Annotated in this window: 14 protein-coding genes; 3 read left to right on the top strand and 11 right to left on the bottom strand. The window is 66.9% G+C overall.

Features of this window, described 5'->3' with window-relative positions:
• Positions 1–2: 2 nt before the first annotated feature.
• Genes BW971_RS03470 through BW971_RS03460 form a run of 3 tightly spaced genes read right to left on the bottom strand, consistent with a single transcriptional unit; the run spans position 3 to position 1,310 of the window.
• Entirely contained in the window at positions 3–218 is a 216-nt protein-coding gene (locus BW971_RS03470) for a hypothetical protein (RefSeq protein WP_076477319.1), read from the bottom strand.
• Between the two features lie 19 nt (positions 219–237).
• Entirely contained in the window at positions 238–903 is a 666-nt protein-coding gene (locus tag BW971_RS03465) for an HAD family hydrolase (RefSeq protein ID WP_076476639.1), read from the bottom strand.
• 35 nt (positions 904–938) lie between these two features.
• A complete protein-coding gene (locus BW971_RS03460; protein WP_076476638.1) occupies positions 939–1,310 on the bottom strand; it encodes a gamma-glutamylcyclotransferase family protein in 372 nt (123 codons plus the stop codon).
• Positions 1,311–1,421: 111 nt separating this feature from the next.
• Between BW971_RS03460 and BW971_RS03455 the strand changes: the two genes are divergently transcribed.
• Both BW971_RS03455 and BW971_RS03450 read left to right on the top strand, forming a co-directional pair.
• The gene (locus BW971_RS03455) at positions 1,422–2,864 is read left to right on the top strand and encodes an alpha/beta hydrolase (RefSeq protein ID WP_143690187.1); all 1,443 of its coding nucleotides are present in this window, start codon (positions 1,422–1,424) and stop codon (positions 2,862–2,864) included.
• 67 nt (positions 2,865–2,931) lie between these two features.
• On the top strand, positions 2,932–3,468 hold the full coding sequence (locus BW971_RS03450) for a hypothetical protein (protein ID WP_234974215.1): 537 nt from the start codon (positions 2,932–2,934) through the stop codon (positions 3,466–3,468).
• Here the strand turns inward: BW971_RS03450 and BW971_RS03445 are convergent.
• Positions 3,461–4,837: a lipase family protein gene (locus tag BW971_RS03445; protein WP_076476636.1), complete on the bottom strand. Its 1,377-nt coding sequence runs from the start codon at positions 4,835–4,837 to the stop codon at positions 3,461–3,463. The two genes, BW971_RS03450 and BW971_RS03445, sit on opposite strands and share 8 nt — an antisense overlap.
• Positions 4,838–5,083: 246 nt before the next feature.
• Between BW971_RS03445 and BW971_RS03440 the strand changes: the two genes are divergently transcribed.
• Positions 5,084–5,746 carry a TetR/AcrR family transcriptional regulator gene (locus BW971_RS03440; RefSeq protein WP_076476635.1) on the top strand — a complete coding sequence of 221 codons (663 nt, stop codon included), beginning with the start codon at positions 5,084–5,086 and terminating at the stop codon, positions 5,744–5,746.
• A gap of 357 nt (positions 5,747–6,103) precedes the next feature.
• Here BW971_RS03440 and BW971_RS03435 read toward each other — a convergent pair whose 3' ends face one another.
• From BW971_RS03435 to rpmF, 7 genes are all read right to left on the bottom strand, one after another.
• On the bottom strand, positions 6,104–6,772 hold the full coding sequence (locus BW971_RS03435; protein ID WP_076477314.1) for an MspA family porin: 669 nt from the start codon (positions 6,770–6,772) through the stop codon (positions 6,104–6,106).
• Positions 6,773–6,842: 70 nt separating this feature from the next.
• A complete protein-coding gene (locus BW971_RS03430; protein WP_076476633.1) occupies positions 6,843–7,448 on the bottom strand; it encodes an MspA family porin in 606 nt (201 codons plus the stop codon).
• Between the two features lie 656 nt (positions 7,449–8,104).
• The gene (locus BW971_RS03420) at positions 8,105–8,740 is read right to left on the bottom strand and encodes a MogA/MoaB family molybdenum cofactor biosynthesis protein (protein WP_076476631.1); all 636 of its coding nucleotides are present in this window, start codon (positions 8,738–8,740) and stop codon (positions 8,105–8,107) included.
• Positions 8,741–8,755: 15 nt separating this feature from the next.
• Positions 8,756–10,405: a S1C family serine protease gene (locus BW971_RS03415; RefSeq protein ID WP_076476629.1), complete on the bottom strand. Its 1,650-nt coding sequence runs from the start codon at positions 10,403–10,405 to the stop codon at positions 8,756–8,758.
• A gap of 165 nt (positions 10,406–10,570) precedes the next feature.
• On the bottom strand, positions 10,571–11,983 hold the full coding sequence (locus tag BW971_RS03410) for a HAMP domain-containing sensor histidine kinase (RefSeq protein ID WP_083709293.1): 1,413 nt from the start codon (positions 11,981–11,983) through the stop codon (positions 10,571–10,573).
• 125 nt (positions 11,984–12,108) lie between these two features.
• Complete coding sequence (locus BW971_RS03405) at positions 12,109–12,795, bottom strand: response regulator transcription factor (RefSeq protein ID WP_076476627.1); 687 nt, start codon at positions 12,793–12,795, stop codon at positions 12,109–12,111.
• A gap of 150 nt (positions 12,796–12,945) precedes the next feature.
• Positions 12,946–13,119, bottom strand: coding sequence for a 50S ribosomal protein L32 (gene rpmF, locus BW971_RS03400; protein ID WP_076476625.1), 174 nt, complete (start codon positions 13,117–13,119; stop codon positions 12,946–12,948).
• Positions 13,120–13,139: the final 20 nt, after the last annotated feature.

The following is a 13,139-nucleotide window of genomic DNA, read 5'->3' as shown; positions in this document are numbered from 1 at the left end:
TGTCAGATGATCCCGATGTCGCGGATGGACTCGGCGGCCCGGCGCTCGGCGAGGCTGAGCGCAGCGGGGTCCACGCGTCGGGTCCGTTCCCAGCGGTGGTGTACCGGGCACCGTTGGATGCGTACGCCACCGAGACGGACGGCATTGAACGACCCCAACGGCCACCACAGCGTCGCGTAGCGCGCCCCCTGGGAGCACTCGACCACTGTGCGTTTCACCCGGTCACCTCCGCTGACTTCATCGAACACCGACCACTGCTGAAGCCCACCGCGTGAGCGAGGGATCGTCGAGTCGCGGCACCAGGTGATCGGCCTCCACACACTTGCCCACTTGCGACGGAACGGTGATGAGGAAAGCACCGGATGCGCGGGCCGCAGTCGCTCCGGTGACCGAATCCTCCAGCGCGACAACGCGGTTCGCTGATGCCGACAGCAGCTCGAACGCCCGGAGATAGAGGTCGGGATCGGGTTTGGGGTTGGTCACGTCGTCGGCAGTGACCGAGATGTCGAAGTAGGCCCCCAGACCTGAGGCCTGCAACGCGGCGGTCAACTGGCTCCGGGTGCTGTTGGTGGCAATGCCCAGTGGCACGCGGCCGGCGAGGAGTTCGAGTAGGGCGACCGCACCCGGCATGGGTTGGACGTCGGCACCGAGTTCTGCCTCGACCAGGGGCATCAGCTCCCGCTGCAGCGCAGGCCCCTGGCCGGGTAGCCCGAAATACTCCGCCATATTGGCACAGGCAGCTCCCAGCGTCCGGCCTATGAGGAGGTCCTTCTCCGGAGGGCCGAATTCGTGACCGTATTCGGCGAACAGTGCCGCCTCGGCCCGGGACCAACATGTCTCGGTGTCGAGCAGCAGTCCGTCGCAGTCGAATACGACCGCCTCGACCACGGTGGGGATCGGCATACCGCGACTGTATCGCCGATGCACCGGACGCCACGTCATTCCCGGTCGGCCGTGGTTGTCGCTGCGTGCGCCGCATCGGTCGCCGCGACGTACACCCAGACACGCTCACCCGATGCCAGCGCCGCTGCCACCCGGACGTAATCGTCCACCTCGTAGTCGTCCGCTGCGCGCAGCTCGTCGTCGGTCAGCTCCAGGTATGCACCGTCGACGACGTCGGACGGGTCTCCGGGCCGCACTATCCGGTGGCGGTCGGTGCCGCTCATCGCAATCACCCCGGGATCGGTGATCGTCACCCATCCCAACCGGAAACCGCGCAGTGCGGCGTCGACGGTGACCACGTCACGGCCGAACACACCCTGCTGTACTGCGGGATCGCGCAGAGTTCCGTAGGAGAACAGTCGGTGCATGGGTTCAGCTTGCCCGCTGTCGGTGTCGCGTGTCGTGCGCGACCCGTCGACTCCTCGGTATGGCCGGACACTCACAGAGAACTGACAGCCACCGCGTGCATACTGCGTGCCGTGCGTGGTGGTGCGGAACACGGGTTGTCCCTCCTGGGCGGTTGGCTACCCATCGTGGTGCAGGTGCTGGCGGCGGTCGTCCTGCTGGCCGTCGTGGCGCGTCGGTCGCGTCGCTGGTGGCTGATCTGGATCCCCGTCTGCGTGGCGGTGGGTGCTGCGGCATTCGGCATCGCCTGGTCGGTGAACCGATCCGAGGGCCTCTCCTCCGATCCGCCACCGCAGTTGCTGTGGTGGTGGGTTGCGATGACCGGCTTCGCCGTCGCGGCGGCCGTCGTCGGGTTCCTACGCACCCGATGGTGGCGCCGAGTGCTCTCGGTGGTGGCGATCGTGGTCACCGCTCTGGCCACCGGCATCGTGCTGAACCAGTGGGTCGGATATTTCACCACCGTGCAGGAGGCATGGGCACAGACGACCGCGGGACCGCTCCCCGACCAGGTGGACGCGTCGGCGCTGGCCGGGCTGCGCGGGCATCAACAGACCACCGGCAAGGTCGTCGCCATCACCACGCCCGACTCGAGTAGTCATTTCAGCCACCGCACCGAGTACGTGTACCTGCCACCGCAGTGGTTCGTCGGTTCGACCGCCGCCCGATTGCCCGTGATCATGATGATCGCCGGCGAGTTCAACACCCCCGCCGACTGGATCCGGACCGGAAACGCGGTGCGGACCATCGACACCTACGCCGAGGCTCACGGCGGCGCGGCTCCGATCCTGGTGTTCCCGGATGTCGGCGGCAGTTTCAACAACGACACCGAATGCGTCAACGGTTCGCGCGGCAACGTTGCCGACCACCTGGTGACAGAGGTGCGACCCTATGTGATCTCGCACTTCGGCGCGGCCGACGGTGCGGCGCAGTGGGGTGTCGTCGGATGGTCGATGGGCGGAACGTGCGCCGTGGACCTCGCCGTGATGCATCCGGACCTGTTCTCCGCGTTCGAGGACATCGCGGGCGACGCGGCACCGTCGTCCGGCGACAAGTCCCAGACCATCAGCCGGCTCTTCGGCGGTGACGCCGCCCAGTGGGATGCCTTCGACCCCACGACCGTCATGAAGGCCACCGCCGCGAAGACACCGGGTGCGTACGCGCGCACCACCGGATGGTTCGACGACAGCAGCGGCGGCGATCGCGGACCGGGTCACTTCGGCGGTGGGCAGTGGCCCGGTCAGGGTCGACCGTCGGGTCGACCGCGGCCGCCCGGGCAGGGTGGCCCACAGCACCGATGGAAATCCGGACAGTCCGGTGGGACCGGCCTGGGCGGTCGCGACCAGACCCACACCCCGCCCGGAACCGAACTCGCCGCAGCCCAACAGCTGTGTGCGACCGGGAAGACCGTGGGAATACGGTGTGACGTGCACACACAGCCGGGTACTCATTCCTGGCAATTCGCGGCGGCCGCGTTCTCCGACGCGCTCGGCTGGTTCTCCCAGGAGTTGAGGGTCTGATCCGTGGCGTCGCCAACACTTGGTCTTTTCACAGCCTCACGAGCCGACCAGGGTGCATGGTGGACGAATGGATGATGCAACGGCGCAGTCCGCACCACAGTCGACCGTGATCGACTCGCGCCGCGACGCCGATCCGCCGACTCCCGGTCGCGGGACGCAACTTCGTAGAACGTGGCACAAGACACTGGATCCGGGTGCGCAGTCGGCGGTGTTGTCGTGGGCGGCATTCACCACCACCTTCGGCGCCGTTCGCGCGCTCACGCATTGGATCAGAGCCGGCCACGGCCCGGCGGGCGGTGGGATGAGCGTGGGCGGTCAACACTTCCACCACTACAACATCGGTATCGCCCTTCTCGGTGCCGTGGGCGCCACCGCCATCCGGGGCTCCGAACGCCACCACAAACATCCCGCCACCGCTCTGAGTTACGGACTGGGAACGGCACTGATCGTCGACGAGTTGGCCCTTCTCCTCGACCTGGAGGACGTCTACTGGGCCAAACAGGGACGGACGAGTGTCGACGCAGCGGTGATGATCATCGGGCTCGGCGGGCTCGGCATCACCGGGTATGCCTTCTGGCCCGAGGCCCGGAAGGTCATCACCTGACTCCCGGCGCATGCCTCTGGACGGCGAAGGCGTCGGAGTTGCCCGCACCGATGTCTCGGCAGTTGGTGGGTGCCAGCTCACCCCGCATCCTGCCGATCAACCACAGAGCCGCCTCCGGACCCCAGATGTCGGTACCCAGCGTGTGACTCAGCGGCCCGTACTGGTGGTATTGGACCCGCGTGCCCGCGCCACAGTAACGATGGGCCAACGCCTCGACGTCTCCGGCGATCATCACTCCGTCACCGGGTCCGATCCCGCGAACCGGCCCTGTACCGGGAGTGATCCCGGTGCCCTCGAGGATGCCGTTGGCGGCCTGGGCGATGAACATGGGTGCGGTCGGGACCGGTGCCGTGCCCATGTTCAACTTGTTCACGGCATCGACGTATTCGGGCACGGTGTTGGGATCGGCGTACTGCGGCCTCATCAACCTGGCCCACGTCAGACCCGGGTAGAAGAAGTTCAGTATGGATGCGTCTGACAGTTGACGGAGCACTTGCTTGCCGTAACTGCTGGTGTACTTGTCCAGCCCGAAGCCGTAAGCGCGAGCGACACCGTTGACGGCCATGCCGATGACGCCACCCCAGCCGAGACTCCCGGACACGTAGCGCAGATTCCGTGCCGGATTCACCAGCACACCGCCCTCGGCGACTCCCGCGAGACGCCGGTTGATGTCCGGGGCGTATCCGGGTGCGAGACTCGCGGCCCAGTTGGATGCGATCGCTCCACCCGAGTACCCGACGAGACCGATCCGGGAGTCGGCACCCGCACCCGTCGCCGCCACCTGGGACACCGCGCGAAGTGAGTCGAGGGTGTTCATCCCGTACTCGGGCCCCGCGGCGAAATCCGCGCGCTGCCCCTCGGTGTCGGGGATGTTGACCACATACCCGAGTCCGAGCACGGCAGGCAATATCGCGTTCTCCGCGTTGGAGAACACGTTGCCGACGGCGATGTTGCGCCCGACCGGAGTGCGCCCGAACAGACTGAAGTCGCCGGCAACTGCCCGCGACGGGCTGTCTTCGGGATTGAGCGAATCGTAGGCCGACTGGTACGACACCACCCCGGCGTTTCGCTTGCCGGGCATCGACAGAACCGACGTCACGTTCGCAGTAGGGGTTCCGGTTGCGCTGGTACTGCGGTACAGGATCTGCACGGCGTGGAGCGGAGTCGCCACTCCGGCGAGGTGATACGGCAGTTCCCGAGTCCTCAGCACGTCACCCGGGGCAAAGGACGCCAGCGACCGACCCCCATCGGTGAAGGAATAGAAACCGTCGTGCACGGCGGGCCGGGCCCACCCGCTCACCGCGGGTGTCAGCGCGACCGAGGCGCAGATCAGAACCGCACTCACCAGTGCTCGGACAGAATTCCGCACGTCATGCCACCTCTACAGCGCCTCGGGTAAATGTGAGACACCGTCGTCTCACATTGGACACTGTGACCCTACACACACCACTCGGTCAGGGGAAGTGCCAAGATCGCCGGTCCTGGCAATGCCGCTCGCCGTGCACGAGTACGCGCGACTCACCGTCGACCGGCCTGCCTGACGTCATCACCCGGAGTGGGCACAATCAGTAGCAGACATGTGAGGTGTTCTGCTACGTGCGTTGGGGGTGATGGGATGGCGCGCGATCAGACATCGGAGTCAGCAGGAGGTGGTGCGGCGACTCAGCGTGCTTACGGCGGTATGCCGCTGGACGACCGACGCGAGTTACGGCGGGAGCAGTTCATCGAGGCCGGCCTGCAGGTGTTCGGAACCACGGGTTATGCCCACAGTTCGGTCAGCCAGTTGTGCGCGGCGGCAGGACTGTCACGCCGCCAGTTCTACGAGCAGTTCGCCGATCGGGAAGCACTGCTCCTGGCTGTGTACGAAACGATTCAACGAGATGCTCAGGCCTCCGTCGCAGCGGGTCTCGCCCGTACGCGTTCGACAGACCTGGGCGAGTTGGCCCGCGTGTCGATGCAGGAATACATGGCCTCGGTCGGGACCGACCCCCGGCGGGCAGAGGTCTCATTCGTTCAGATCGTCGGGGTGAGCGCCGACGCCGAGCAGTTTCGGCTGACCAGTCGAGAGACGTGGGTCGACGTCTTCCTGGTCAGCGCAGAACAATTCGGTGGCCGCCCGCCGCGCGACGAGTTCACCGACCGCTATGTCGCCATCGGGTTCATCGGAGCGCTGACAGCCATCGTCCACCGATGGAGTACTGCCCCCGCGCCTCGTCCCGACATCACCGCCATCGTCGACACTCTCACGGACCTCCTGGTCGCGTTCATCCGCGCGTGAATCCGCACGCCGGCATCAATCTCGTCGTTCGGTTGGGGAAGCGATCGGGTCGCATCACGGGGCTCTAGAGTGTTCAGTGCTGGCGGGGTGGTCGACCGTCCGCATATCGGGTTGGGGAATCCAGTGGCCGGCGGCGCGCAACAGCGTCGTCTCGCATGGGAACCCGACGAGTATCGATGACGAGACGACGACGGGAGGGCGACATGCTCGACAACATCATCCTGCTGCTGAAGATCCTGGGCTTGCTGAAGAGCGCGAGCTGAGACGCGGTGGCCGCCGCTGACAGGCGCGCGTGATGCAGACAGCACAAGAGGGAAGGCGTAACACGCCTTCCCTCTTGTGATTTGACGTCAGCTGTCAGCCGAGGCTGAAAGGCTTTCCGTACACGGTCACATACCCGGTCACGGCGTCGGTCTCTACCTTGACGGTCGCGAACGGCTTCGCCGACGCGTAACCGGCGCAGGTCTCGCGGTTGACGTCCTCACCGGAGTAGGTGATGGAACCGCTGTTGCCCTTGAACGCGTTGGTGGTGTCGCTGTAGTTCCCCGCATCGGGCGACAGATCACCATTGGTGTTGTTGATGATGTACTGCGTGCTGACCTTGCCCGGCCCCAGGGAGAACCCCGCGCCGGTGGTGGCGCTGGGGGTGACGGTTCCGTCCAGGCCGACGGTCCCACCCCCCTGGCTGGTGGAGCCGTCACTGCCGAAGTCGAGCTGGCAGCCGACCAGGAACCCGGCCGCGGTGAACTCGCCGCCCTTGGCGGGTCCGCTCACGTTCACCTTGTAGGTGCCGGTCGCCCAGGCGTGGCGGCTGGCGGGGTTGTTGGCGATGGTGTTGCCGAGAGTGACGGACGCGTTGGTCAGCGACAGGCTCACCACGCTGCCGTCGGCGAGCTTCTGCACGGCCTTGCCGCCGGCCACCGGGAAGGCCGCGGCGTTGCCGGCGCCGAGGCCGGCCAAAGTGATGACGGCGGCACCGGCGGCACCGGCGACCACGGTTGCGCTACGCGCATTGAACTTCTTCATGGTTCCCCTCATAGGAATCAAATCTGCTTGCGGCAGAAGGTGTGTCGAGTCGGTGGATTACTTCTGCCGGTCAGTTGATGCTGAAGGGCTTCCCGTACAGGGTGGTCTTGATGTAGTTGTCGCCGGCCACGGTCAGCGTGCTGTAGGCACGTGCCTGGGCGAATCCGCCACACCCTTCGGTACCGATCTGCAGCGCCTGGTACTGGATGGCGCCCACACCCTTGAAGTCCTTCGAACCCAGGCTTGTGGACACGACCTGGCCCGGCTTGATCGGGATGTTCAGCGACCCGGTGAGACCCGCGGTCCCGGCCACGAAGTCAGCAGTACCGTCGAGACCGACGGTGAGATCGCTGACGTCCACCTGGCAACCGACGAGGTAACCGGTCTCCAGCGATCCGTCACCGTTGCCGGACACCTTGCCGACGATGTTGCCGAAAACCTCGGCCGCGCGACCCGCACCGTTGTTCGACACGGAGGGAACCGGGTACACGGCGTCACCGGTGCGGATGATCTCGGCGACGGTGCCGTCGGCGCCGACCGTCTTCTTGTAACCGTTCGGCAGCTTGCCGGCCGCAGCCTCGCCCGCCCCCATGCTTGCCAGCCCGACACCGGCGACCGCCGCGATGGCGGCGACGCCGACAGTGCGGCGCAGACCAAACACACTGAACTTGCTCATTCGTTCCCTCTCACAGGATGCTCCGTTATCCGATTTCCACCGAGGTGAAAGCTCGGAGTGACCTGACGGTTCTGCGAAATCTTGCATCGACGTGGTTAACCGCGCATTGCGAAGTGTTACCGATACGTCAATTCCGCAAATCCGACTACAAAAACCACGAACGCCACCCTCTACTGCGCCGCTCGGACACATGCACCCGCAGCCCGCACGGACACATGATGTGTCTCGCGGAACATTAGCCGTAGCAAGCGGGCGCGACAACACCACGATCGTTGTGACGATAATCGGACTGATCGGGCTATTCGCCGTCGCGCATGTCCGATTTTTGGTCGCGTCAGGTGAACGGAAGCAAAACTCACAGCTAGCGACGACAAAATCCGGGCAGCGATCACCCGTGATGGGGCGGTCTGTTGTCCCTCAACCAGCGCTCGCGCGACTTAGCGTCACCTATGTGACCTTGGCCACTCGGATCGACTTCGTCGCTGGACGTGTCGGGAAGGTCGTCGCCGAACACGTCCGCCAGCCGACGACGCCGTCGCCACTGGTCACTCCCCTTCTCGGGGGTCCCATCGCCGGTCACCATCACTCCTCGAAACGCCGCGAGCGGAGAACCCACCATACGGGTTCTCCGCTCGCGGAAGATTGCTCGCGGTCGGTCAGAATTCGCTGATCGACTCGATGACGTGCTTGGCCAGCGGGGTGACGGTCGCCATACCGTCACGCACCGCCGCGCGGGAGTTGGCCAGGTTGACCACCAGCGTCTGGCCCGACATACCCGCCAGGCCGCGCGACAGACCGGCGTCGGCCGACCCGGCCGCGAGGCCCGAGCTCCGAACGGCCTCTTCGATGCCGGGAATCGTGCGATCGAGCAGACCGGCGGTTGCCTCCGGGGTCACATCCCGCGCGCCGACACCCACACCACCCACCGAGACCACCAGATCCACCCCACCGATGACCGCGGTGTTCAGTGCGTTGCGGATCTCCACCTCGTCGGAACTCACCGCGATGGTCGCGTCGACGTGGAAGCCGGCCTCGGTCAGCAACTCGCCGACCAGAGGGCCGATCAGGCTGGTGTCCTCACCGTGGGCCGCCCGGTCGTCGATGACCACCACCAATGCCCGGCCGATCTCCGCGGTCACATCGCTCGTCACTTGCGCACCTCCGTCGTCGCGGGCGGCCATCACGATGGCAGCCCTGTCCGCCGCGGCCACATCCTGCGGACTCACCGCCGTGGCCACACCGCCACCCTCGGCGGTGGCGATCACCAGACCCGGGCGCTCACTCTCGATCATCTCTGAGCACTCCTGTCAGTTCACGCTGAGCGTATCGAGGGTCACCTGAGCGGTCTTGGTCTGCCCGCCGGTTGTGTAGGTGATCGTCACCTGATCGCCCGGTGCATGGGAACGGATCGCGGCGACCAGTGCGTCCCCACTGGCGATGGTGCGATCGTCGACCTTGGTCACCAGGGCACCGCGGGGTATCCCCGCCTTGCCCGCGGCACCGCCGCGCTGCACCTCGCTGATCAGCGCGCCGGGTTGGTCAGCGGAGCTGGTGGGTCGCACGGAGACGCCGAGGCCCGCCTGCGTGGCCTTACCGGTGGACTCGAGCTGCTGAGCTGTGCGCATCGCCTGGTCGACCGGGATGGCGAAGCCGAGTCCGATGCTGCCCGACTGCTGGCTCTCCGACGAGCCACCGAGGCTGGCGATCGCGGTGTTCACCCCGATCAGCGCCCCGTTCGCATTGACCAGCGCACCACCGGAGTTGCCCGGATTGATCGCGGCGTCGGTCTGGATCGCGTCGATGACCGACGCGGTGCTGTCACTCGGCCCCTGCGTGGACACCGGGCGGTTCAGTGCGCTGATGATGCCGGTGGTCACCGTGCCCGCCAGCCCGAGTGGCGCACCCACCGCGACCACGTTCTGGCCGACGGCCAGATTCTTGGACGTGCCCACGGTGATCGGAGTGAGGCCGCTCTTGTCGGTCTTGATGACCGCGATGTCGGAGATCGGATCGGTGCCCTTGACCGTCGCCTTGGCCGTCGAGCCGTCGTTGAAGGTCACCACCAGGCTGTTGGCCGTGCCCGCGTTGTCGGCACTGACCACGTGGTTGTTGGTGAGGATCAGACCGTCCTGGGAGAGCACGACCCCGGAACCCTCCCCCTCCTGGTTGCCCACCCGGACGTCGATGGACACCACCGACGGCAACACCTTGGACGCCACCTGCTGGGTGGATCCGGGGGTCGCGGCGGCCGGCTGCGAAGTGTCGCGATCGCCACCGAGGACCACGTCGTTGGATCCCGATCCGTCGCTGACCGACGCCCCGATCACCCCACCGACCAACCCGGCCAGCGCGCAGAGCGCGACCGCGGCCAGCGCGACACCGGTGATCAGGCCGCCGCGGCCCTTCTTCTTGGGTTGCGCGCCGATCTGTTGGGGACCCGCACCGTACGGAGCGTTGCCGTAGGACGGCTGCGCACCCTGCTGCTCGAACGTGCCCCACTGCCCGGTCCCGTACTGCTGGCCGAACTGGCCCGTCCCCTGTTGGCCGGTACCGAACTGTTGGGTGTGGTGCCCGCCGAACTGCTGGGCCCCACCCCGCTCGTCGTGCCCCCATCCGCTCTGCTGAGCACCCTGGTGAGGATCCTGGGCGTACGGATCGTGGGGCGTCTGTCCATAGGTCGGCTGTCCGTAGCCCCCGCCCTGTTGGTAACCCCCCTGCTGGAAGCCGCCCTGTTCGTATGACCCCTGGCCGTAGGGCGGCTGCTCGTGGGTGGCCTGATCGTAGGTCGGGCGCGCCTCGTCGTTGCCCGAGTGGGGCGTGTACGGATGTTGCGACTCGCCGCGCGAAGAACCGGTGGCCTCGTCGGCGCGCTCGCCACCCGACCCGTGTCCGGCGGACTCCCCGGGATTGGCCCCCTCGGGGTGAGATCCCCCTGGGTTGGATCCTCTGTCGCTCATGAACGCCCTCCGTCGTCGCGCGGCGTCGAGTCGCCGCTATCTCGTCCTACACACCTTCACCCCGACGCCTGAGAGGCGACTGAGACGAATTTATAAGTTTGCCTGCATTGATCCTCGCGTGGCCGTTGCGGGCCGTCATCGCGCGTCCCACGGACAGTCCCGAATTCACTGCGACACGATCCGGGGCGGCGGTTCCATCGGCATCGGACGCCCGGGAAGCGTCAACCGGATCAGTGCACCCCCGGATTCCGACTGTTCGGCCGACACCGTCCCCCCGTGCAGGGTCACCACCTGTCGGACGATCGCCAACCCGAGGCCCGAACCGGGCATCGAGCGCGACGCGGTCGACCGATAGAAGCGCTCGAAGATGAGATCGCGCTCCTCCTGCGGGATACCCGGCCCGCTGTCGGCGACGGTCAGCTCGGCGCGGGTGGGGTCGAGCTGGCGCAGAACCACCTGTACCGGACTGCCCGGCGGGCTCCACTTCGCGGCGTTGTCGAGGATGTTCAGCACCGCGCGCGACAATCCGGCCGACTCACCGAAGACGTACCAGGGAGCGGCCTGCACCCAGAAGTCCACGTCACTGCGGCGGCGGCGCACCCGCTCGAGGGAACGGTCGAGTACCTCCGACAGGTCGACCTCCTCGTGGACCACCTCGGGGGCGTCTTCGCGGGCGAGGTCCACCAGGTCACCCACCAGGGTGGACAGCTCCTCGATCTGCGCGATCACGTCCACCCGCAGCTCGGCCATGTCCTCCGGCGGTACCGGCGGTGCCCCCGGTTCGCTGCTCGCGATGAGTAGTTCGAGGTTGGTGCGCAGCGAGGTCAGCGGTGTGCGCAGCTCATGACCGGCGTCGGCGACCAGGCGACTCTGCCGATCGCGCGACTCGGCCAGTGCGCGCAGCATCAGGTTGAAGCTCTCGGTCAGCCTGGCGAGTTCGTCGCTGCCCGTCACCGGGATCGGGCGCAGGTCGTCGGTGCGGGCCACCCGGTCGGCGGCCTGGGTCAATCGGGCCACCGGCCGCAGACCGGCCCGAGCCACGGTGGTGCCCGCGACGGCCGCCAGGATCACCCCGCAACCGCCGACGATCGCCAACACCCAGGCCAACCGGTGCAACACGTCGTCGGTGCGCGCCAGGTCCTGCGCGAGGATCAGCGTGGTGCCGTCGTCGAGTTTGCGGGCGAGCACCCGACGGTTGTTCACCGTGCGCAGGGTGGACATGTCCTGCCCGGCCTGGGAGTCGATGACCTTCCGCTCCACGGTCCCGATCGGGACCGACCCCACCTGGAAGGCCTGGTTGCCGGGCAGGACCAGGGCCGCGGAGACGTCGTTGGAGAAGAACGTGCCGGCGATGAGCGACTCCGGACTGTCGCCGAGTATCCCCATCTGCGACAGCGTGGTCATCCCGTCCGCCCGGCTGGACAGCTGGGCGTCGACGTCGGAGTACATCGCCCGGTAGATCACGCCGTATGCGGCCGCGGCCATCACCGCGACCGCGACACCGACCACCGTGGCGGCCAGTAGCGTCACCCGCACCCGCAGCGAGACGGACCTGGTCAGCGGTATCGGGTCGCGCATCTGCCCGGGTGCCCGCTCGGGTACCGGTTGCTCGGTCGACGGCTGCGCCCGCGGTACCGGTCCCGATGTCGACAGTGGCGCAGGGTGCACGACCTGCTGGTGCCGCCGCGAGGTCAGCCCGAAGTTCACGGCGCGGTTTCGCGCAATACGTAACCCACGCCGCGCACGGTGTGGATCAGCCGAGGTTCGCCACCGGCCTCGGTCTTGCGACGCAGGTAGCCCACATAGACCTCCAGGGCGTTACCCGAGGTCGGGAAGTCATACCCCCACACCTCCTCCAGGATCCGACTGCGGGTGAGCACCCGGCGCGGGTTGGCCATGAGCATCTCCAACAACGCGAATTCGGTGCGGGTGAGGCTGATGGGACGATCGCCACGACTGACGTCGCGGGTCACCAGGTCCATGCTCAGGTCCGAGAAGGTCATCGCCTCGGAGTCGACATCGGCATCGGCCCCGGCACGACGAATCAGGGCGCGCAACCGGGCCAGCAGTTCCTCGAGCGCGAACGGCTTGGGCAGGTAGTCGTCGGCTCCGGCGTCGAGACCCGACACCCGCTCGGAGACACTGTCGCGGGCGGTGAGCACGAGGATGGGCAGGTCGTCACCGGTGCTGCGGAGGCGACGGCACACCTCGAGGCCGTCGAGGCGGGGCATCATCACATCGAGGACCACCGCGTCGGGGCGGTCGGCCACGATGGCCTCCAACGCCTCGACACCGTCGTTCGCCGTGTTCACGGTGTAGCCGTTGAACGTCAGAGATCGGCGCAGGGACTCACGGACCGCGCGATCGTCGTCGACAACCAGGATGCGCATCAGTCCAGTGTTACGTCAGTGGCTGAGAACGTGCTGAGTACCCGCCGACGACACCCGCCGGGACCACCCACGTCCGGACACACCAAACGCTCCGCTGTCGGCAACGACAGCGGAGCGGTGGCGATCGATCAAAGAGTCGGAAAGACCTGATCAGCGGCGGTCGAGATCGACCAGCCCGGCCTTGACGGCCTTGACCAGACGACGCGGCACGCGGTGGGCGACGCCGCCGACCTTCACTTCCTGCAGCGCGGGGTTGTCCGCTTTCCACTGCGAACGACGGCTACGGGTGTTGGCCCGCGACATCCGGCGCTTGGGTACAGCCATGATCGTGTCCTTCTCTTCGG

This window comes from Williamsia sterculiae (genome assembly GCF_900156495.1).
In the GTDB taxonomy this organism is placed as follows: domain Bacteria; phylum Actinomycetota; class Actinomycetes; order Mycobacteriales; family Mycobacteriaceae; genus Williamsia_B; species Williamsia_B sterculiae.
This window is presented reverse-complemented; position numbering and strand designations above follow the sequence as displayed.

What these genes read in the sequence shown, in the direction of transcription:
- BW971_RS03465 (WP_076476639.1), bottom strand. Translation starts at nt 903, where the DNA reads ATGCCGATCCCCACCGTGGTCGAGGCGGTCGTATTCGACTGCGACGGA.
- BW971_RS03460 (WP_076476638.1), bottom strand. Translation starts at nt 1,310, where the DNA reads ATGCACCGACTGTTCTCCTACGGAACTCTGCGCGATCCCGCAGTACAG.
- BW971_RS03450 (WP_234974215.1), top strand. Translation starts at nt 2,932, where the DNA reads ATGGATGATGCAACGGCGCAGTCCGCACCACAGTCGACCGTGATCGAC.
- BW971_RS03440 (WP_076476635.1), top strand. Translation starts at nt 5,084, where the DNA reads ATGGCGCGCGATCAGACATCGGAGTCAGCAGGAGGTGGTGCGGCGACT.
- BW971_RS03435 (WP_076477314.1), bottom strand. Translation starts at nt 6,772, where the DNA reads ATGAAGAAGTTCAATGCGCGTAGCGCAACCGTGGTCGCCGGTGCCGCC.
- BW971_RS03430 (WP_076476633.1), bottom strand. Translation starts at nt 7,448, where the DNA reads ATGAGCAAGTTCAGTGTGTTTGGTCTGCGCCGCACTGTCGGCGTCGCC.
- BW971_RS03420 (WP_076476631.1), bottom strand. Translation starts at nt 8,740, where the DNA reads ATGATCGAGAGTGAGCGCCCGGGTCTGGTGATCGCCACCGCCGAGGGT.
- BW971_RS03415 (WP_076476629.1), bottom strand. Translation starts at nt 10,405, where the DNA reads ATGAGCGACAGAGGATCCAACCCAGGGGGATCTCACCCCGAGGGGGCC.
- BW971_RS03410 (WP_083709293.1), bottom strand. Translation starts at nt 11,983, where the DNA reads ATGCGCGACCCGATACCGCTGACCAGGTCCGTCTCGCTGCGGGTGCGG.
- BW971_RS03405 (WP_076476627.1), bottom strand. Translation starts at nt 12,795, where the DNA reads ATGCGCATCCTGGTTGTCGACGACGATCGCGCGGTCCGTGAGTCCCTG.
- rpmF (WP_076476625.1), bottom strand. Translation starts at nt 13,119, where the DNA reads ATGGCTGTACCCAAGCGCCGGATGTCGCGGGCCAACACCCGTAGCCGT.